The organism is Mycobacterium sp. 2YAF39, assembly GCF_052114565.1.
Classification (GTDB): Bacteria; Actinomycetota; Actinomycetes; order Mycobacteriales; family Mycobacteriaceae; genus Mycobacterium.
Genome location: NZ_JBFREZ010000002.1, coordinates 624622 through 644337, shown reverse-complemented (window position 1 = coordinate 644337; position 19716 = coordinate 624622). Strand labels below are relative to the sequence as shown.

23 protein-coding genes are annotated in these 19716 nt (G+C 63.6%); 7 read left to right on the top strand and 16 right to left on the bottom strand.

All coding sequences use genetic code 11. The features are described 5' to 3' along the window. Positions 1-507 precede the first annotated feature (507 nt). Together AB4Z42_RS08605 and AB4Z42_RS08600 are read left to right on the top strand one after the other, a co-directional pair. The gene (locus AB4Z42_RS08605) at positions 508-1851 is read left to right on the top strand and encodes an MFS transporter (protein WP_442008696.1); all 1344 of its coding nucleotides are present in this window, start codon (positions 508-510) and stop codon (positions 1849-1851) included. Positions 1852-2046: 195 nt separating this feature from the next. Then, the gene (locus AB4Z42_RS08600) at positions 2047-3195 is read left to right on the top strand and encodes an epoxide hydrolase family protein (RefSeq protein WP_442008695.1); all 1149 of its coding nucleotides are present in this window, start codon (positions 2047-2049) and stop codon (positions 3193-3195) included. Between the two features lie 25 nt (positions 3196-3220). Here AB4Z42_RS08600 and AB4Z42_RS08595 read toward each other — a convergent pair whose 3' ends face one another. The 7 genes from AB4Z42_RS08595 to AB4Z42_RS08565 are packed head-to-tail and all read right to left on the bottom strand — an operon-like array spanning position 3221 to position 10493. Next, entirely contained in the window at positions 3221-3859 is a 639-nt protein-coding gene (locus tag AB4Z42_RS08595; RefSeq protein WP_442008694.1) for a MarR family transcriptional regulator, read from the bottom strand. Further along, positions 3856-4287, bottom strand: coding sequence for a Zn-ribbon domain-containing OB-fold protein (locus tag AB4Z42_RS08590; RefSeq protein WP_442008693.1), 432 nt, complete (start codon positions 4285-4287; stop codon positions 3856-3858). Before AB4Z42_RS08590 ends, AB4Z42_RS08595 begins: the two co-directional genes overlap by 4 nt. Continuing rightward, positions 4284-5441, bottom strand: a complete 1158-nt coding sequence (locus AB4Z42_RS08585; RefSeq protein WP_442008692.1) for a thiolase family protein — start codon at positions 5439-5441, stop codon at positions 4284-4286. The genes AB4Z42_RS08590 and AB4Z42_RS08585 overlap by 4 nt, the downstream gene beginning before the upstream one ends. Before the next feature lie 24 nt (positions 5442-5465). Further along, on the bottom strand, positions 5466-5807 hold the full coding sequence (locus AB4Z42_RS08580; RefSeq protein WP_442008691.1) for a hypothetical protein: 342 nt from the start codon (positions 5805-5807) through the stop codon (positions 5466-5468). Between the two features lie 2 nt (positions 5808-5809). Next, the gene (locus tag AB4Z42_RS08575; RefSeq protein WP_442008690.1) at positions 5810-6772 is read right to left on the bottom strand and encodes an alpha/beta fold hydrolase; all 963 of its coding nucleotides are present in this window, start codon (positions 6770-6772) and stop codon (positions 5810-5812) included. Further along, a complete protein-coding gene (locus AB4Z42_RS08570; protein WP_442008689.1) occupies positions 6769-9150 on the bottom strand; it encodes a CoA transferase in 2382 nt (793 codons plus the stop codon). The genes AB4Z42_RS08575 and AB4Z42_RS08570 overlap by 4 nt, the downstream gene beginning before the upstream one ends. Positions 9151-9161: 11 nt before the next feature. Continuing rightward, positions 9162-10493 carry an amidohydrolase family protein gene (locus tag AB4Z42_RS08565; RefSeq protein WP_442008688.1) on the bottom strand — a complete coding sequence of 444 codons (1332 nt, stop codon included), beginning with the start codon at positions 10491-10493 and terminating at the stop codon, positions 9162-9164. A 285-nt stretch (positions 10494-10778) separates the two neighbouring features. Between AB4Z42_RS08565 and mug the strand changes: the two genes are divergently transcribed. Continuing rightward, a complete protein-coding gene (gene mug / locus AB4Z42_RS08560; RefSeq protein WP_442008687.1) occupies positions 10779-11357 on the top strand; it encodes a G/U mismatch-specific DNA glycosylase in 579 nt (192 codons plus the stop codon). On the opposite strand, the gene AB4Z42_RS08555 is transcribed toward mug, so the two are convergent. The 3 genes from AB4Z42_RS08555 to AB4Z42_RS08545 form a co-directional block, all read right to left on the bottom strand. Next, complete coding sequence (locus AB4Z42_RS08555) at positions 11338-11814, bottom strand: hypothetical protein (protein WP_442008686.1); 477 nt, start codon at positions 11812-11814, stop codon at positions 11338-11340. The genes mug and AB4Z42_RS08555 overlap by 20 nt on opposite strands. Before the next feature lie 175 nt (positions 11815-11989). Continuing rightward, a complete protein-coding gene (locus AB4Z42_RS08550) occupies positions 11990-12388 on the bottom strand; it encodes a nuclear transport factor 2 family protein (RefSeq protein ID WP_442008685.1) in 399 nt (132 codons plus the stop codon). A 112-nt stretch (positions 12389-12500) separates the two neighbouring features. Further along, positions 12501-12758: a hypothetical protein gene (locus tag AB4Z42_RS08545; protein WP_442008684.1), complete on the bottom strand. Its 258-nt coding sequence runs from the start codon at positions 12756-12758 to the stop codon at positions 12501-12503. Positions 12759-12791: 33 nt separating this feature from the next. On the opposite strand from AB4Z42_RS08545, the gene AB4Z42_RS08540 reads away from it, so the two are divergent. Beyond that, entirely contained in the window at positions 12792-13259 is a 468-nt protein-coding gene (locus tag AB4Z42_RS08540) for a L,D-transpeptidase family protein (protein WP_442008683.1), read from the top strand. Positions 13260-13272: 13 nt separating this feature from the next. On the opposite strand, the gene AB4Z42_RS08535 is transcribed toward AB4Z42_RS08540, so the two are convergent. Continuing rightward, positions 13273-14067, bottom strand: a complete 795-nt coding sequence (locus AB4Z42_RS08535; RefSeq protein WP_442008682.1) for an SDR family NAD(P)-dependent oxidoreductase — start codon at positions 14065-14067, stop codon at positions 13273-13275. Beyond that, positions 14064-14543 carry a nuclear transport factor 2 family protein gene (locus AB4Z42_RS08530; RefSeq protein ID WP_442008681.1) on the bottom strand — a complete coding sequence of 160 codons (480 nt, stop codon included), beginning with the start codon at positions 14541-14543 and terminating at the stop codon, positions 14064-14066. Before AB4Z42_RS08530 ends, AB4Z42_RS08535 begins: the two co-directional genes overlap by 4 nt. A 120-nt stretch (positions 14544-14663) precedes the next feature. On the opposite strand from AB4Z42_RS08530, the gene AB4Z42_RS08525 reads away from it, so the two are divergent. Continuing rightward, positions 14664-15332, top strand: coding sequence for an IclR family transcriptional regulator (locus AB4Z42_RS08525; protein WP_442008680.1), 669 nt, complete (start codon positions 14664-14666; stop codon positions 15330-15332). Here AB4Z42_RS08525 and AB4Z42_RS08520 read toward each other — a convergent pair. Then, the gene (locus AB4Z42_RS08520) at positions 15304-16095 is read right to left on the bottom strand and encodes an SDR family NAD(P)-dependent oxidoreductase (protein WP_442008679.1); all 792 of its coding nucleotides are present in this window, start codon (positions 16093-16095) and stop codon (positions 15304-15306) included. The two genes, AB4Z42_RS08525 and AB4Z42_RS08520, sit on opposite strands and share 29 nt — an antisense overlap. 97 nt (positions 16096-16192) lie before the next feature. On the opposite strand from AB4Z42_RS08520, the gene AB4Z42_RS08515 reads away from it, so the two are divergent. Then, the gene (locus AB4Z42_RS08515) at positions 16193-16807 is read left to right on the top strand and encodes a TetR family transcriptional regulator (protein WP_442008678.1); all 615 of its coding nucleotides are present in this window, start codon (positions 16193-16195) and stop codon (positions 16805-16807) included. Between the two features lie 392 nt (positions 16808-17199). Here the strand turns inward: AB4Z42_RS08515 and AB4Z42_RS08510 are convergent, their stop codons facing one another. The 3 genes from AB4Z42_RS08510 to AB4Z42_RS08500 all read right to left on the bottom strand — a co-directional run bounded on the left by AB4Z42_RS08510 (position 17200) and on the right by AB4Z42_RS08500 (position 18994). After that, positions 17200-18171 (bottom strand): Acg family FMN-binding oxidoreductase, encoded by a 972-nt coding sequence (locus tag AB4Z42_RS08510; RefSeq protein WP_442008891.1) that lies wholly within the window; start codon positions 18169-18171, stop codon positions 17200-17202. A gap of 1 nt (position 18172) precedes the next feature. After that, complete coding sequence (fdxA, locus tag AB4Z42_RS08505; protein ID WP_442008677.1) at positions 18173-18526, bottom strand: ferredoxin; 354 nt, start codon at positions 18524-18526, stop codon at positions 18173-18175. A 99-nt stretch (positions 18527-18625) separates the two neighbouring features. Next, the gene (locus tag AB4Z42_RS08500) at positions 18626-18994 is read right to left on the bottom strand and encodes an STAS/SEC14 domain-containing protein (protein ID WP_442008676.1); all 369 of its coding nucleotides are present in this window, start codon (positions 18992-18994) and stop codon (positions 18626-18628) included. A 450-nt stretch (positions 18995-19444) separates the two neighbouring features. On the opposite strand from AB4Z42_RS08500, the gene AB4Z42_RS08495 reads away from it, so the two are divergent. Continuing rightward, positions 19445-19696 (top strand): three-helix bundle dimerization domain-containing protein, encoded by a 252-nt coding sequence (locus AB4Z42_RS08495; protein ID WP_442008675.1) that lies wholly within the window; start codon positions 19445-19447, stop codon positions 19694-19696. Positions 19697-19716: the final 20 nt, after the last annotated feature.

Here is a 19716-nt window from a genome sequence, read left to right as displayed (position 1 = left end):
ATGACCATGGCCCGCTGCACACCGCTTTGTGTGGCGGTGCCGTGCCGCGACTCGTGTCTCCTTACCGCAACGGCGTCAAATGGGACCCCGCCGACCACAAGTGTGTTGCCGGAGAGTTGATCGGGGCTGAACCGGTCGATGAGTGCTGGGCGATCAGGGGTGAGATTGTCGAGCTCACGCGCTGAAGCGGCGAACCCGCAAGAGCCCTGAGGTAGTCAGCTGGGGGCAGTGCATCAACGGTCTTGACGCCGTCAAGACCTGAAATCAAAACCGCAACTAGCGAATCGGTCTGAGCCGTATCGGTATGTGGCGAAACTGCTGTTGGATCGGCGTAACGCCTCGTAGAGGCTCGGGTTTCGATTCCCAGCAGCTCCACCCGGAACAGGCAGGTCAGGGAGTATTCAATCCCATGCCTGCCTTTCTTTCTCGCTATCGCCTGGCAGTTTGTTTCGTACCGGTTGCGGGAACCCGTTCGGGATCGCATTGCCCTAGCCGGAGGGTGTCGCCATGTCCGATTCGTCGATCACGACCGACAACATCGAACCGGACCCGGTATCGCAGCGGACACAAGTACGGCGTGCCGCGTTTGGAAGCGCGATCGGCACCACGATCGAGTGGTACGACTTCTTCCTCTACAACACTGCGGCCGCGCTGATTTTTCCTCACGTCTTTTTCCCCGAGTCCAGCGAGTACGCGGGCGCGATGCAGGCCTTCGCGACGTATGCCGTCGGGTTCGCGGCGCGCCCGGTCGGGGCCGCAATCTTCGGGCACTGGGGCGACCGGATCGGGCGCAAGACAACCCTGATCATCACGCTGCTGGTGATGGGCATCGCCTCCGCGGCCGTCGGCATACTGCCCGGGACCGCGTCGATCGGGCTCGCGGCGCCATTGATCCTGGTGATTCTGCGGCTGGTGCAGGGCATTGCGATCGGCGGTGAGTGGAGCGGGTCGGTCCTGCTCGCGATGGAGTGGGGTGATCAGGACAAACGTGGGTTGCTCGGCAGTGCCGCGCAGATCGGTGTTCCGGTCGGGTTGGTGCTCGGCACCGGCGGCATGACGCTCCTCTCGGCAACATTGTCGCCCGAGGCGTTCAACTCGTGGGGTTGGCGGGTGCCGTTCCTGGCCAGCCTGATCCTGGTGGGCGTCGGCTTGGTCATCCGGCTGAAGATCCTCGAGACGCCGATGTTCGCCAGGGTGCTCGCGGAAGGGAAAACCGCGAAGACCCCGGTGCTGGACGCGATCCGGCAGCATTGGCGCGAGATCCTGCTCTCGGCAGGGGCAAGGTTCAGCGAGCAGATGCCGTTCTACCTGTACACGACTTTTGTGCTGACTTACGTAGTATCGACGCACCACTACAGCAAGACGTTTGTGCTCACCGCGGTCCTGGTGGGCGCAACCCTGGAACTCGTTGCGATCCCACTGTTCTCGCACCTGTCCGACCGGTACGGGCGCAAACGGGTGTACCTCACTGGAGCTGTCCTGACCGGGTTGTTCGCGTTCCCGTACTTCGCCATCCTGTCGGGCGGCGGGCACGTCCTGATCTTCGTCGCGGTGGTGGTGTCCTTGATGTTGCACGCCATGCAGTACGGGCCGCAGGCCGCGCTCATCGGCGAGAGCTTCCCGACCCACCTGCGCTACGGCGGCGCAGGCATCGGCTACCAGTTGGCGTCGGTCTTCGCCGGAGGCCCGGCGCCGCTATTGGCGACGTGGCTGCTGCACGAGACCGGTACGGCGTACTCGATTGCCGTGTACATCATCATTGCTGCGGTCGTCACCGTCGTCTGCGTGGTTGCTCTACCCGACCGCTCCCGCGCGAACATCGACGACGCGGCAATCTACAGCCGCGCATAAAACGCGACGACGGTCCCGGCCCACCGGACCGGGTCATTTCGGGTCTGCTCGGAACTCGCTGGCCAACTACGTATCCGATACGCCTATCCCGGAACAGAATTGGCCGCAAGCCGTGGACATCGCCAAGGCGGCGGCGCCGATCATAAGGGTACTGGTTGCCGGCTTTCGGCGGTGCCACCAATACGCTGACGTCTGATGCCTACGACACAATCGATCACTCCGTATCCGATCGCCGTCCCAGACGCTCACCTGGACGATCTGCGCCGTCGGCTCGACGCCGCGCGACGGCCTGCCGAACTGCCGGGCAGCGGGTGGGACTACGGAACCGAGCAGGCGTTCCTTCGATCGGTGGTCGACCGCTGGCGCGACGGTTACGACTGGCGGGCCACCGAGGCTGAGCTGAATGGGTGGGGCTCGTTCGTCACCACTGCGGCCGGTCAACGCGTGCACCTGCTGCACACCAGGTCCGAGGACGACAATGCGATTCCGTTGGTTCTTGTCCACGGGTGGCCGGGCTCCATCGTCGAGTTCCTTGATGTGTTGCCGTCATTGACCGAGCGCTTTCACGTCGTTGTCGTATCCATGCCCGGCTACGGCTTCTCGGGGCCGACGAGCGAGCGGGGAGTCGACGTCGCGAAGGTTGCCGCTGCGGTCGCCGACGTGATGGCGCAGCTGGGCTACGACCGATACGTCGCCCAAGGCGGCGACTGGGGTGCCCTCGTTGTCCGCCATCTGGGCGAGCACTACGCACCGAACGTGGCCGCTATCCACACCAACATGTTGTTCGCGCCCTTTGACGGAGATCCTTCCGAGGCGATGAACGGGGTGACCGAAAGCGAACTCGCGGCCATCGTCGCGTCGGCCCAACGCATCACCGACGGCACCGCGTACATGGAGATTCAGGGAACCAGGCCGCACTCGCTGGGCTTCGGGCTCGACGACTCGCCACTGGGGCTGGCCGGCTGGATCTTGGAGAAGTTCCACGCGTGGTGCGACATCAGTGACGGCATGCCGATCCGCACGGATCGTCTCATCGACAACCTCATGCTGTACTGGCTCACCGGCACTGCGACTTCGGCTGCCCGGCTGTATTGCGAGGCGACGCGGGCGGGCAACTCGGCACTCAGCTCGTGGACGGGTCGGGTCGACGTCCCGACGGGCTGGGCCGTGTACCCGTACGAACTTCTCCAAACCCCGAGGGTGTGGGCCGAGCAGCGCTACAACCTCGTTCACCATTCGGTCCAGGACCGAGGCGGACATTTCGCCGCCTTCGAACAGCCGGCGCTGTTCGCCGCCGACCTCCACCGATATGTCGACACCCTTCGAGAACTCGCGGTCTTCTGAATGCTGCGCCGACGATGATGTATCTCTAGTCGTGAGACGGCCGCAGGCGTCCCTTGGTCCGGTGCACGCGCCGAACCGGATCTTCAGGCGTGCCTGCGGAAATCTCGTCACGCAGCTGTTGGATGTTGGAGATTTCACCATAGAGTCCGCGAATCGAGTAATTCAGCACCGCCATCGAGGCACGCAGTTTGGGATCATTGCTGATCCCGACCTCCCGCGTGCGCTGACGGCTCCAGAGTGCTTCGTCGAGCCGCTTCCGGGTCGCGGTGAGGTGATGATCGAGCGATTCAAGAACCCGCTCGATGCCGCTGTCCTGCGCAAGCCACGTCCTCAAGATGACCGGATGTTTGATGACAACCTGGTCGGTGACCGGGAGCACCTCGACCCAGCGGCGCAATGCCTGGAGACCGACCTCGGTCGCGTGGTACAGCGTGGTCGTTCGCTTGCCATTGCGAACCTCACTGTCGGCGACCATGTTTCGCTCCAAGAGGCGAATCAGTTCACGCCGCACGTGGCTGACCGAGGGCGACCAGTAGAAATGGCCGACGGAGAATTCGGCGCGGGTCTTGATCTCTCCCGCGGTCAACTGCTCGTCGTTGGTCGTCAGGATGCCCAGCACCAGATATGCGGTCGTCGGCAGGCCGCTGTCTGCTCGGGGGCTCATCTGACGGGCTGAAAATAGGGGAGCCAGAGGTCGTCGACCACTTCGCGGAAGTCGACCTGAACCACCATTCCGACGCGCACCTCCTCGATGTCGGCGTCGATGATGTTCGTCAACATCTGGTAGCCCTCGTCCAAAGTGACAATTGCTGGTGCGTAAGGCGTTTGGAACACGGGAGTTGCCGCGCGATGCACCACCGTCCAGCTGTACACGACTCCTCGCCCGGCGCTGGCTTCCCAGCTCAGCTCGGTTGACAGGCACTGTCTGCACTGTTCGGTCGGCGGAAACCCGGCGGCCGAACACGTTCCGCACCGCTGAAAGAGCAAGCGGTGTTCGGCGCAGCCCATCCAAAAGGGGGCGGTCAGCAGGCCGGGAGTGGCGTGGGGAACCGCGGCACGCTGGGCGTCAAGCTGAAGTCCGTTGTCTGTCATCGTGGTTCGTCTCCCAGCAGTAGGACGGTGGTGAATAGGGCGCCGGCGCCGCCGTTACTGCACAGAGCAACGCGTGCGTCGGGCACCTGCAGGGCGCCGGCGGTGCCTCGAATCTGCTGAACACCGCGAATGGCCCGCTGCATCATCTGTGGATTGGTTCCCGCGTGACTGAAGGACATCGTGCCGCCGTCGGTGGTGATCGGATGGCTGCCGGTGATCGCGACGTGCCCGTCCTGGACGAACGGACCACCCTCCCCGTCGGGGCAGAATCTGAAAGCCTCCAGCTGACGGATGATCTCGAACGAGAACGGATCGTAGAGCTCCAATACGTCGACGTCGTCACGGTCGAGTCCGGCATGGGCGAAAGCGACATCTGCGGCGTGCCTGCCCACCTGTCCGTTCGGATCTGTGCCACGCCGGCCGATCAGGTCCCAGGCGGGCGGATGCTGATAGGACGGTCCGTAGAAATCCGCGCCGCTGCCCAGTACGTAGACCGGTTGACGCGACGCATCGATTCGTTCGACATTGGCGACCACCAGCGCGCATCCGCCCTCGGATGTCGTCGCGCAATCCAGCAGATGGAACGGATCAGCGACCATCCGCGACGCGGTGATGTCCTCCGGGGCGAAGGGGCCACGTCCGGCGTACACCGCTTCAGGATTGTTCGAGCCGTTGTTTCGGATCGTGGCGGCGACCATCGAAAGCTGTTCGCGCGTGGTCCCGTACACCTCCATGTGCCTGCGCGCGATCAACGCGAACTCGGCGGCGGTGAACATCCCCCACGGCGCGACGAACTCGTTCTCCGGGCGCGTCCACGGTGCTGTCGCGACGTGGTCGCGATACTCCTGAGCCTGGGCGGCAACCAGCACCACGACTTCGGCCAGGCCGTATTCAATCGCCGCGACGGCCTCGGTGACCATCCCGACACCGAAGGTCGAGCCCTGCCAGGCCGGGCCGAGTCGTAGGTCGTAGATCAGCGCCGCCGTCTGTTCCGACGTGATTCCGTCGACGTCGTCGAGGCCCATGCCGGCGTCATCGAGCGCACCGAGAACGGCTTCCACCGTCAGGCGCCGCGTTGTTTCGCCCTCCAGGCGGCGGCCCTGCTTGGTGTTGTAGACGCCGGCGATAGCCGCCTTGCGACCGTGTGCAGGCACATGAGCTCCGATGCTGTTAGGGGGTCAGTTCTCGTCGGCCACGACACCGAGGTAGGTGCCGTACACGTCGACCTTGTCGCCGTCACGATCCACGCTCCCGATGCGCCGACTGCGGGCCGACACGGCGCTGTTGCCTGCTATATCACCGGCTCGGACGATGTCGAACCTGACATCCACCGGACGCGAGGTGGCTGGGTCGGTGATCTCGACAACGACCGCGACGGCGCGTTCACCAGAGTCCCAGTCAACTTCGGTGACGCGGTGTCGCGAAGTCAGTTCGATCACGACCGATTCCTTTCTCAGCAGGTATCGGATCGGTGCGCACAGTTCGCCCGGGCGGGGAGGGACGCACAATGTGATCGCCATGGTCAATCCTGTAGTCCGGTGAGGAATTGCCGGACGGCCGAGGCCAATCCGCGCGGATTGCTCGACTGAATCGTATGTCCGGCCTCGTCAATCGTGTTCCACGTGGCGCCACTGATCAGTCCGGTGAGTTCGGCGGCGCCTTCGTCGGACAGCACGCGACTGCGTGCTCCGCGCAGGATCGTGGTCGGGCAGGCGATGGATCGTGCCAACTGGCGCATCTCGTCGCCGAGGACAAGTCGGCTGTTGCCAGGGTGGAACTGCGAGTCGTCGTGCTTGAAACCGAGACGCCCGTCGTCACGCCATCGCAGGTTCGCGGCCATGTTGTCGACGGCGAGTGGTCCACCGGTGACGAAACCTTCGACCTCTTCGAGATCGGCAAAGGACGGCTGCGATGTGATGAAGTCCTGGACAGACGCTGTCGCCGAATTCTCGACCTCCGGACCGACGTCGACCACGACAAGGCCGGCGAGTTCGGGCCGCCGGCGAGCGGCCCACACCACGGCCCCCATGCCGCCCATCGAATGACCAACCACGACAACGCGTTCCAGACCGAGTTGGTCGATGGTCGACGAGATGTCGTCCGCCGTCTCTTCGGATCCGTACCTGTTCGGCGACCACTGGCTTTCCCCGTGACCCCGCAGATCGAGGGCGATGCAGCGGGCATCGTGGCGCAGCAGGTTGCCGACGATGTCGAATGTGTGCGCGTGAAGGCCGCCGCCGTGCAGGAATATCAACGCGAGGTCAGTCGTCATCCTCCCGGGCCATTCGAGATAGTGGATGTGGACGCCGTCTGCGCCGATGACCATTCCTTCGGCGGGCAGAACCAGTCCCGATGGATCGACACCGCGTCGCTCGGCTGTGGTCACCAACCGGGCGTAGCGGGCCTCGAACGATTCCATTTTCAGGGTTCGCGCAGTCAGACCGCCGACGGTCGAATGCGATGAACCGCTCGATGTTTCGGTCATAGTCCCGCAGGCCGTTGGCTGATCGCCCCGGCCTCCTCTAGATCGGCGATCTCATCGGCCGTTTTCGCTAGCAGGCCGGTCAGCACCTCGGCGGTGTGCTCGCCGTACAGAGGCGACGGCATGGTGATCCACCGGCGTGGGCGGCTTGCGAGCGTGAACGGCAGTCCGGTGGTCTTGAATGTGCCCACGACTCGATGGTCGATGAGCTCCCAAAATGACCGCGCGGCAAGCTGTTCGTCGTCGAGCACCTCAGCTGCAGGTGTCACGCGGGCGGCAGCGACGCCATGCGCACGCAGCATCGCCACCGTCTCATCGGCGCTGCGTAGTGCTGTCCAGTCGCCGACGAGCTTGTCAATTTCGTCTGCGCGTCTTTGCCGTCCCGATTCACCACGAAATGTTGCGTCGACCGCGAGGTCGGGCCGCCCGATCAATGTGGCCAACTCCTGCCAGCCGGCATCGTTGAGCACGGCAAGCGCGATCCAGTCGTCTTCACCCTTGCTCGGGAAGACCCCTTGTGGGCTGGCGCCGGGCCCGCGATTGCCGTTGCGACGCAACTCGATACCACTCACCGAGTATTCGAGCACTGCCTCGGCGGCGACGTTCAACGCGGCTTCGACCATGGTCGACTCGACGTGTAGACCGACGCCTGTGCGGTCCCGCACTTCGAGTGCGGCGATCGCGGCGAACGCCGCGTGAAGGCCGGCGAGCGGATCGCACACACCCCGGGGAATGATCGGTGGTCCGTCGGCGGGCCCGGTCATCCACGCCATGCCACTGGCCTGTTCCATGGTCTGCGCAAAACCGACCCGATCACGCCACGGGCCGTCGAGCCCGAATGCGGGCATCCGGACCATCGTCGCGCGCGGATTCGCGGCATGCACGACGTTCCACTCGAGATCGAAGTTGGCCATCACCCGCGGCGAGAAGTTCTCGATCACCAAATCGCAGTGTGCGATCAGCTCCAACGCTGCCTGACGACCCTGTTGTGTGCTCAATTCCAGGCTGATGCCCTTTTTGTTGGTATTGGTGCACAGGAAAACGGGTCCCCACTCCCACCATTGGTCCCAGTCGGGTCCACGGCCACCGGCGAATCTCATTCCGTCCGGACGGCGAACCCCTTCGACCTTGATGACATCTGCTCCCAGTGTCGCGAGCACCTGAGTCGCGGCGGGTCCCGCCCAGAACGCGGTGAAATCAGCGACGCGCAATCCACTCAACGGCAAGGCGTCGGATTCCTCGGGGACCGGTGCCGACCGGTCGCTGTTCGGTCGCCAGGTGACGCGGCCGTTGTCAGCCCCCAGACTCGGTGCCTTGGCGGAGGCGCGGACGGCTATCGCGGCGCTTCGATACGGCACCCGGGGTGCCTCTGCGCCCTCCGGGGAATGCGAGAAGACGCCGCGTTCGACGAAGTGGTCGACTGACGTGATGGTCCGCGGGGTCGCGATAGGTGCGACAGGGATGCGGAATCCCGTGGCCAGGTCAATGATTTCGTCGGTGGTCTTGGTGGCTGCCCATTCGTGGACCATGGTGAGGAACTCATCGCGGCGTCGCACCCGGCCCGCCATCGACGCGAGGTCATCGTCGTCGAGTAGGTCTGGGCGTTCGATGAGCACGAGGAAGTCCTGGAACTGCTGCGCGGTGATAGTGCAGAAGCCCACGAGCCCGTCGGCGGTCGGCACGATAGACGGCAGCTCGACACTGCGGGCGCCCAAGTGCTGATCATCGCCGAGCACGCTGGCCGACACCGCTCCCAATGACCCCATGACGATCACCATGGCCTCATAGATGGAGAGGTCGATGGACTCGCCGGCTCCGGTGCGGCGAGCACGACGAACCGACGCCGCCGCTGCGACCGCGGCGAATGTGCCTGCGAACCATTCGCCGATCCGGCCGCCGGCCTGTAAGGGTTCCGACCCGGGCCATCCCCTGCCGCCGATGGATCCGCAGAGCGCCTGCAGCACAAACTCGTTGACCTGCAAACCGCTGTCGACGTAGGGCCCGCCTGAGCCGAAGGGCGTGATCGTGACGACGACGCACGGCCGCGATACTGCGCGAGAGATGTCGGCCGGTGACCACCCGCAGCCGTGATCGGCGATCACGAGGTCGGCAGAGGCGCAGAGGGTGGCCACGTCGGCCGACGTCGCATCGCCCACCACTGATCTCTTGCCCGCAGCGAGATAGCCGAAGAGCACCCCCTCGCCGGCCTCCGGCTGCGCACGCCACCGCCGCATCGGATCGCCGTCCGCGGGTTCGACTTTCACGACATCGGCTCCCGCGTCAACGAACATTTTGCCGCAGTACGCGGCCGCTATCCCCGAAGAGAACTCGAGCACCTGCAGCCGGCCGTAGGGCAGGTGTGTCGACTGGTCTGGTGTCACTGGGCCCAGGCCTAATTGCCCAGAGTTGTGGCGCGGTCGGCGATTCCCGCGGCTTCCACCATCCTGGCCTGGCCGAAGGCTGTCATACGGGCCCATGCATCGCGGTCCCGTTGGCTGGCTTCGCGACCGACGTGGGTGACGACGTCGACATCGGTGGCCTGCGACCTGAGATAGCCAGCTCGCGCATGTTCCTTCGGGATGTGCTTGAAGGGGTCGAACGAATATGCAGCCATGGCGTTTTCGTGGGTGATCTTGTCGATGACCGCATCGTCGAGGTGGCCCATTGTCTCGATGATGTCCTCCGGCGCGAACGGCCAGTTGCTGTCCGAGTGGGGGAAGTCCGACTCCCAGCACAGCATGTCCTCGTTGAACCACTGCATGTTCTGGACGCCCACCTTGTCGCTGATGAAGCATGTGTACATGTGCCTCTTGAATACGTCGGTCGGGCCGTCGTACCCCTTCGGGAACTTGGCCAGGGTCCACCCGGAGTGGCGGTCGAGTACATGTTCTGCGCGCCAGAGGAAATACGGGATCCAGCCGACGTCGCCCTCGGTCAACGAGAACTTCAATTCGGGGAAGTCTTCGTAGAACTCCGCCCAGATCAGCTCGATCAGGGTGTACATGCTCATCATCGATGAGCCCGTCATGTTCACGCTCGGTGGTGCATCCAGGGAGAACATCGGCGACCGCGAGGACGAACCGACGTGTGTGCACAGCACGGTCTTGTTTTCGCAGGCGGCTTCGAAAAGCGGGTACCAGTGCTTCGTATGGATGCTCGGCATGTTCAATGCTTCGGGATTCTCGGAGAACGTCACCGCGTGGCAACCCTTGTCCGCCAACCGTTTGATCTCCCTTGCCGCTTCTTTGACGTCGAAGAGGGGCAGGATTCCGCACGGGACAAATCGTCCGGGGTAGGCGCCGCACCACTCGTCGATATGCCAGTCGTTGTAGGCCTTGATCATCACGAGGTTGACGTCGCGGTCGGGACCTTGGTTCAGAACCTGACCCGAGAACCCTGTCCAGTTGGGAAAATTCAGACCCGCCAACTGACCGCCGGCGTTCATATCCCGCACGCGCTCATCGACGTTGAAGCAACCCGGTCGCATCTCGTCATAGCTTGACGCGTCGATGTTGTACATCTCTCGGGGTTTGCCGGCGACGGCGTTCAGGCCCATGTTCCGCCCGCGAAGTTCGCCGTAGTACCACTGCTGAGTACCGTCTGGCTCCATCACCACCCGTGGTGCGTACTGCTTGAACGCCGCGGGCACGTGCGCGTCGAACATGTCGGCCGGTTCGGCGATGTGGTCGTCAACGCTGATCAGGATCAGTTCATCCTTGGTCATGATCTGCTCCTTGAAGCGGCGCAAGACCGCGCACGGCGCTGGCAGACCATTGAGCGAGTTGGCTGTCAGCGCATGATTCGGATTGACTATTAGACAATGATCTGAATCACGATGTCAACGTTATGGTCGCCAGATTCGTGTGCTTAAGGGGTCTAAGCGGGGGATAAGGTCCGCAGAATTGAATGACTATTAGTCGCTGCCTATTGAGCATGCGCCTCCTTAGAGCCGGGCGCGGACATCGATAATCGTGCGTGGCACGCAAGAGTGCCTTGTAGGGAGATCCAGGTGACGCCGTATCAAGCGGATATCCTCGCCGCCAGGCTCGACGTCGTCTTTTGTGGCATCAACCCGGCAGCTAGTGCGTTGCGCGACGGCCACAACTTCTCGAGCCGCAGCAACCGCTTCTGGTCGGTGTTGCATCTTGCAGGGTTCACCGACAGGCGGCTGGCGCCAGAAGACGAGCGTCGTCTACTCGACTACGGCTGCGGCATCAGCGCGGTGGTCCAACGGCCGACCCGCCAAGCCGGCGACGTATCTACCGCGGAGTTCCGAAGTGCCCGGGCAGGATTCGAAGCAAAGATGCGTCAATACGCCCCGCGAGCCATCGGCTTCCTCGGCAAGCGCGCGTTGGCGGCCATGACAGGCAATTCAGAGATCCCCTGGGGTCTTTACACGCCCGGCTTTGCAGGAACGGTGGCCTGGGTGCTCCCTAACCCAAGCGGACTCAACAGGGGCTTCACGCTCGATGCCCTGGTAACCGCTTACTCCGAGCTCCGCGCTGCGGTGCCGTCCTCAGGCGCCGCCTCACCAAGCGCTCAACGCGGAAAGTATCCGCCGGATAGCGTCAGATCTTGGTCATGGTGAAGGTCCGCGTGAATGGCGGATCGTCTGAGCCACCGTGCGCGGCGCAGCGCGATGGGACAACGGCGACCGTGCCAGTCATTGTTTCTAGATTGACGGTATAAGACTGTGCTTGGGGCATTGAAGCCTTGTCGGGACACGTACTCGTCGGATTGGCCGTGAAGCTCCCTTGACCGCCGGTCACTCGGATGTCACCGTCGGCAACGGCCCCGGTAGACATGTCAGGATCCGCTTTCTTGAATCCGCCACCAAGGCTTATCTCGGAGCAGTCGGGCCCGCACGACGTGATCGTCCACTCGCCGAGTTGGCCTTGCGGGGTTTCGACGTCGTAGGTGCCGTCCACCGGGTCTGCTGAAGCGGTTCCTGCTGCGAGGAGCAGTAGCGGTGCTATAGCCCCGAGTCCGATCGCGGCACGAATGCTCATGTGGCTGAGAAGTTTGCGGTGCGGGTAAGTGTTCATGTGCTGACAATTCTCTGTTGGGTGGCCAGTGATGCGACGCTACGCCGTCCCACATCGAAAATTGGCGGAAATACGCGATTCAGCAGGGAAGGGCCAGCGAGCCAACTGAAGACCACGCAAAGGCGTTACGGCTCTGATTCCTTGCGGTCGCAAGAGAATTCGGGATCGAAGCGGTTCAGGACGAGAGCTTTGGCGCGCCAAGTTGATTCCTGGCACTGGCTGAGTCGACGTACTCCCAGGCTTCGATCAACAAGCCATCGCGAAACCGCGCAAGGATGGCGTAGTGATTCTCGTATGGCCCGCGTTGTGTTTCAGCGGAGATGACGAAGCGTGCGGCCGCATTGTCTCCGCAGCCGAACGAGTCAATAACATTGAGAGAGAATGAATCTCGGTTGTAAAACTCGACGAACTCGCGTTCGAGGCCCCGCAGGATCCGATCGCGGCCCGTATTCGTCCTACCGGATGGCGCGTACAGCGTGAATGACACATCGGGATGAAGAAGGTCACGGAGACGTTCCGTGTCAGGGATCGAGGTGAGGTATCGACGAAGCAGTTCGCCACTGTCAGCATTCACGCCGCTGCCTCCGATCGAGTCGACGAGCCGGACAAGCCGATCGGAGGCACCCTACACCGTGGCAAATCAGGGGCTGGCGGATGACTCCGCCCACATGCTCGCCGTCGAATCGTTATCGGAGCTTGCCGTCGGTGACACCTTCCACGGCGAGAATGCGACGGGTAAGGCCCTGAAACGGAAAGGATCTGAGCATTCGGATTGTGGCGGAATGGCGCGCGGCTGTCTGCCGCGCGCTCATCGTGGTGGCATCGTTGAGCCTGGCGCTGGCTGCACCAGCGGCGGCGAGCCCGGCTGCCCTACCCATCAACTCGCCCTCCCAGTGGATCGTTGTCGGCGTGCCCACTGCCGACGCGACGTCGGGAACGCTCACCGCCTATCAGCGCATCGGGCAGCATGGAAGGTGGTGTTGGGTCCGATACCCGCCAAAGTGGGGGAGCTCGGCGTCGGAGCCCCCGGCGACGGTGTACACCGCACCCCCGCCGGAACTTTTACATTCGACCAGGCTTTCGGTCGTCAGCCGAATCCCGGAACGAAGATGCCGTACTTCCAATCCACCAACCAGGACTGGTGGGACGAGGATGCCGCATCGCCGACGTACAACACGCACGTGCGCGGATCCGGCAGTCCCTCGTCCATCGCCGAGAACTTGTATGACTCGGGTCCCGTCTACGACTACGCGGTCAACATGGTCGTCAACCCGGCGCGCACCCCGGGACGCGTGTCCGGGATTTTTCTCCATGTGACCGATGGCAGTCCCACATGGGGATGTGTGGCCATCGGCCGCGACGAGATGCGGTCAGTGCTGGCCTGGCTCGACCCTGCTGCGTCCCCGCGGATCACCGTCGGCGTGGGGACTCCCTCGCTGGTCTGAGCCGGCCGACCGCCTACTCGGCTGCCGCTGGCACGTTGTCCAGGTCCGGCGCCCACGCGACACCATTGATATGGCTGCCGCCGTCGGCGAAAAGAGTGTTGCCGGTCAGATATCGGCTCGCATCGCTGGCCAGGAACACCGCGATCGGCGCGATGTCTTCGTACGGATCGCCCATGCGTCCCATCGGGTTGGCCGCGTCGGCCATCGCCTCCAGCTCCGGGTACTCGCCGATGGCACGAAAGAAGGCCTGGCTCTTGGCAGCCGGACAGATCGCATTGACGGTGACGCCGGTCGGCGCCCACTCCCGCGCCGCGGTGCGGGTGAGCGCACGTAGCGCCTCCTTGGCCGCGTTGTATTCCAGCGAGCCCATGTGAGCGTTCACGCCGTTGAGGCTGCACATGTTGACGATCCGGCCCCAGCCGTTCTGCTTCATGTGTCCAAACGCCGCGCGCATGGCCCAGTACGGACCGTAGTAACCGACCGCGATGCCGGCGGCCAGCTGCTCGTCGGTCTTTCGCTCCACCCGGCCGATCGACCCACCACCCCAGGCGTTGTTCACCACGATGTCAATCGACCCGTATTCCGAGACGGCCGTCTGTATGGCGTTCTCCACCTGAGCTCGGTCGGACACATCGGTGCCGACGAATACCCCGCCGACCGCGGCGGCGACGGCTTCGCCTGCGGCGGAGTCCAATTCGGCGACGACGATCTTCGCGCCCTCATCGGCGAAGCGCCGCGCGACGCCTGCACCGATCCCTGCGCCCGCCCCCGTCACCAGGGCCACCCGGCCCGCCAGTTGTCCGCTCATCGGCCCGCCACCCCTTTGGCGAGCAGGTCCCGCGCCTCGGCCTTACCGTCGAGGGTCCTGGTTGTCCGCGCCTCGATCTGCCACCGACCGTCGATGCGTCGCAACCGAAAATGATTGGCACCTGCGCGGGATACGGAAAAACCTTCGCCGCGGTGGATCAGCAGGATCGACTCGCACACCGCCACAGCGTCGTCGCCGGTCACGGACACGACCGCGGGTCCGAGGAAGTGGCAGCAGCCGCGGCTGATCAGGCCCTGGTGCGCGTCGGACCGCACCATCGCCGCCACGTCCGCGCGGCTGCGCATCGGCCAGCCCTCGACGTCGTAGCTGCCATCGGTCGCCCACAATTGCGCTGCCGCATCGGCTTCGCCGCAATCCACCAAGGGGCCGTACGACGCGATCAGTCGTTCGATCGCGCGCTCGTCGTCTATCGCCGCAAGTCGGCGCTCCAAACCTGCGAGTCGCTCTTCGGTCACAAGAACTCCTTCTCTGCTCGGTTCAGTTCTAGTGGCTGCGGACCGTCGGCGGCTCTTGCGTCTCGATAAATGGGACCGCTAGCTTGGTAGAATGAATTCTCGTCGGACCCGAGATAGCCCATGACGACGGTCGACCGGTTCACGGTGGTCATCGATGCGTTCGAAGACGCGACCGTCGGCCTGACCCTCGACCAGGTGGCAACCCGCGCAGCTCTCCCGCGTTCGACCACGCACCGCATCCTCGATCACCTCGTCCGGTTGAACTGGCTGAAGCGCAACGACCGCGGGTACGGGTTGGGCGTGCGAGCGATGTCGTGGGGTGCAGGCGATGCCGCCGATCTGAGGCTTCGCGAGGCCGCAGCGCCGGCGCTATACGACCTGCAGGTCAGGACCGCGGCCGTGGTCCATCTCGGAGTATTACGCGGACAAGACATCGTGCACATCGACAAGCTCGGTAGTCCGGCGGTGCCCACCCGCGTCGGAACCAGCACTCCCGCAGCCGAATCGGCGCTCGGGCTCGCGGTACTCGCCGTGCTGCCCCCAGAAGAGTTGAGCGCCGCGACGGCCGACGATCTACAACTCATCAGGCGCACCGGCGTGGCGTGCAGACACGACGATTACGGGCCGGGGCTCGTATCGGTGGCGGCCCCGATCGATCGACGCGCGGCCGTCGGGATTGTGGTGCCGGACCGCGTTTTCGCCGCGCGGTACCAACCGTTGGTGATTGCCGCCGCCGCGAGAACACGTGCAGCGCTTCGCCCTAGTGCGATCCCATCAGTTTTTCCATGAACTTGTGTGTTCCGAGCACGATCTTGGCGCGGTCGAGACCGTTGCGACGGGTGACGTCGTCGTCGTTGCCTCCCGCGATGCGGACGGGACCGTGGGGGAGATGCTCGAGACCTTCGCGTGCGACGTCCGCCGGCTCGGCGACACGCATCCCTGGCACGTCGAAGTTCAGTCCGACCCGCTCCATCGCGGGGGTACGAGTGACACCGAGCACCAGCTCGAGCACATCGACGTTGTACTCGCGCAGTTCGAGCCATAGACCTTCGGCGAAGATACGTCCGAACGCCTTCACCCCGCCGTAGACGGTGTGGCGCATCGAGCCGAGGTAGCCCGCCATCGAGCCGACCATCAGGATGCCGCCGCGGCGGCGCTCGCGCATCGGCCGCCCGAAATGCTGCACCAGACCGAGCATCGTGCCGATGTTCAGCTCGATCACCCGCCCGAAGTCGCTCAGCTCACCATCGAGGAAGTGCTCGCTGCAGGTATTGGCGCCCGCGTTGTAGATCAACAAGCCGGTCTCGATGTCGGATGTGGCGGTCGCGATCTGATCGACGGCGTCGGGCGACACCAAATCCAGTGCGAGAGTCCGCACCTCGACGCCGCTGACGCGGCAGGAGTCAGCCGTCTCTTCGAGAGGCGCCGACTTCCTGGCGATCAGTACGAGATTCAGCCCTGCACTGGCCAGCTGACGGGCGAATTCCGAGCCGACGCCCTCTGACCCTCCCGCGATCACAGCCCACGGCCCATAACGAGATAAATCGCTCACCGTTCGATCCTGTACCACTTGCCGCCGCGATGTATGGACAGTCCCAGTCATCGGTACATTGCCGTCGGCTCTAGGCCGTAAAGGGGATACTGGTGCGATGCCGCGAATCGCTGAGCGCCGGCCTGCCGCGGAGCCGGTGACCGATGAGCAGGAGGCCCGCCGCGCGGCCATTCTGAAAGCCGCCGTCCGCCTGGGCAAGGCACAGGAGATCGATCGCATCTCGGCGCAAGCGATCGCCGCCGAAGCCGGTGTCGCACTGCGCACCTTGTATCGGTACTACCCGTCGAAGCACCACGTATTCGCGGCGGTCCTCACCGCGCAAGTCGAGTCGCTCGATCCGCCCGCGGATAGACCAACTGACGCGAGCAAGGCAGTCGCCGACTTGATGGCAGAGGCATGCCAAGGCATGTTGCGACACAAGCACCTTGCCCACGCGATGATCACCTCGACGCAGGCCGTTCGGGCACAGTCCAACCCCACCGGATATCACGCTATGCGCGACGTCATCCTGGCGACTGCCGGCATTGAGAATCCAAACGATGAACAGATCCGGGTCGCGCGGCTGGTGGAACAGGTCACCTTCGGTGCGCTCACCTGGACGGTCGGTGGTGAGCTGGATCCGAAACAGGCAATCGCCGATATTCGCCTCGCGTGTCACCTACTCCTGGCGGCGACACCCGACGAGGAGGTCCACTCGCCGAGGGTTCGTTAGGACCAACTGTTCCACCCGACGCAGATGCAGTGAACGGCCGAATTGAGGCCGGTCATGTGTTGGCACACATATTCGCCATGACCGTAGAGTTCGTGAGCCTTCTTGGGGTCGCCTTGGAAATCCAGGTTGTGACTTTCCTTCGCGTGACCGCAGGTGCGGCAGTATTCGGTCGCTGTTTCGACGTCGGACTGAATTCCCGCGTGACTTGCCATGATGTGTGCTCCTCAACAGTTTGATTCTTGTCAGAATGCGCCCCACCGCGGCGTTTCAGTAGGGCCAATGGCCCCTCATCGGCGGTGGCGATGTACTCATGTTCGGCCGACCTTTGTCGTCGTCCACACAGCACTATCGACGCGATGTGTTGCACTGCAGTGGATTACGGCTAGGTCGTCCTAGCGGAATTCCAACACGTCGGTCAGCGGCCTTCGCGACGAAGTGTCGGGGACTACATCGTCGATGGCCTGGCCGATCCTAATCAGCAATTGCGGCATGCCGCGCTGCCCGATCAGCCTTCGGACTCTTTCGCGACTTGGAGCGAGTTCGGTCATGTGGGTGAGTGTGCATGTCGCCAATCCGGCACCTGTGCAGTCGAGCAGGACGGCGGACAGCGCTTCTCCGCACTGCAGCACGTCCAGTCGGGCATCCTCGTGATGGGTGGACAGAACCACAATCTTGGAGTGGTCGATCCCCGCTCCTTGCGGCTCCTGGTCGGTTCCCGGAAAGATCCGCCTGATATCGACCTGCCCCGCGGAGGACGTCAGCACCGTGTGCGGCACGCCGCCACCGGACTCGAAGGCTGCGGTCCACCAACTCAACTCCGCAGCATAAGAGGGGTCGTTAGCCCGGATCGCTCCGGTCAATCGAGAGGCTTCTGCCAAGGATGCCCGCGCGTGGTCGAGCACGATGTCGAACATCACGTGATGGGGAATAACAGTCTGCCGCAGCAGCACTTCGAAGCTGGGCCAGTTGGGCGGAGAGTTGTATGCGCGCCGGTCCGTAAAGCGTCTTCCGATCGCCTGTGCACGTGCTTGGGTGGCCTGCGTTGGTTTTCGCGGACTTGGCCGGAGATCCAATTTCGCCACGTGGAGCGGATCGAGGGGGTCGGGGAATCGCTGCACGGACGCTTCCCAACCTGCGGAAGCCATCGCCACGATCATGTGATCCAGCACGGCACCGCAGCTTAGATAGATCTCGCGACCTTCAGGGTCGGCTGCAGTCATCACCCGTGTGAGGTCGGCGAACAGGTGAAGCGTCGGTCCTTCCGCAACCCATCGCCAAGGCTGGCTGTTGTGGATGGACGGCGCCCGGCACGCCAGCTGAACGGCGTCTCGGATTACGTCCAATTCTGGTCCGATGCAGCTCATTTCAATGACCGGTCTTCGGATTCGCCGGCATTGCCGATACTGACGGCGTATCGACACCTATGCGGCCGATCAGCTGTGCTCCACCTGGCGCACCCACAGGCGCGACACGCCCCGGCAGCACGGTCTGGAAAAACGCGGCATTGTCATCGAGATGCCATCGGTCCTCGTCGGAAAGATCGGTCTCGTACTCAATCGCGTCCATGCGGCACACCAGCTTGCACGCGCCACAGTCGACGCACTCGTCAGGGTTGATGTAGAGCGTCCGTGCGCCCTCGTAAATGCAGTCTGCCGGGCACTCGAGTACACACGACTTGTCCATCACGTCGACACATGCCGAACCGATCACATAGGTCATGCCACAACGGTAGGAAACAAGGCCGCACCGCGGGGGAGCCCAAAGGCACAAGCGCATGTGACCTTCGTCCTCACATCGGCCATTCTGCTGAAGACTGTCTCAGCCGGCGGCCCACCCTTTCGCGCGCTCGAGGTCGTCGAGCCCAAATATCGCGAGCTCGCCAGGGACCATCCATGCGAGCGCGTGCAGGGTGTGGATGACCCACTCCTTGTCAGACACAACCGCGATTCGCCTGAAGGCCGAATGATGTTGCAGCAGAGAGCCGAAGCCCATCTTCAGGTCCTCGACCAGCCCTCCGGGTCCAAAGCCCTGGTAGTCGGAAGCGATCACTTCGACGATCCTGATCTCGCCGGTTTTTAGAAGCTCATCCATAGCGGGCTTGAGTTCACGCAGGTCGTCACCCTGTAGCCGGCCGGAAACGCGGATGCCCGTGACTCCCTCTGGCATGTCCGGCAGTAGCTCGATCATTGAATTCTCCTTCTCGCATGGCTGATGCCCGTTCACGACGGGTTCCGTCCACGACGTTCGGTCTGCTCATCGAGGCTTCAGGCAGGGATGGCGCTGACTCAATGCTGTCGGGGAACCCCGCTCCCGAGGTACTCGAGTTTATCGTTCGGCGGCAGGGCCGGGAGGGGACTTTGTGCCGCAATCCAGGCACCAAGAGGACTTGCGGATGATTACCTTCGACTCTCCGTACACCGCGAGTTTCATCTGGACGGTGCTGCTCTACGCCGACGGTGTAGTACTGGCCGCTGCGAGCCCTTTGCGCAAATGGGGCACGTCGGGCTGATCGACTCCCGGTGCGCAGGACAGTGCGTCGAGGCGCCGTCGAGTCCACGGACACGAAGGGACGCTCGGCGTCCATTTCCGGGACTTTGGTCCGTAGTCACGCTTGCATTCCCGACACAGACTCTGGGGATGACCACTTTCGCGGCGCCGATGGTGCACGACGAGCTAGACGGTGTGGTGTCGACACTGTGCGTCCGCTTCCCCGACCGCCCTCGAAGCGAAATCGAGAAGGTTGTGGCGCACGTGTACGCGGACCTAGCCGCGAAAGCGACCGTCACCACGCATCTGATTCCGCTGACCCTCAATCGCAGCCGGTGCTTGTTGGGCCCGGGAGCGGGCGGGCACCTAATCGGACGTTCATCCGATATGACCGCTTACTGAGGATCGCCCGCAATGACGTT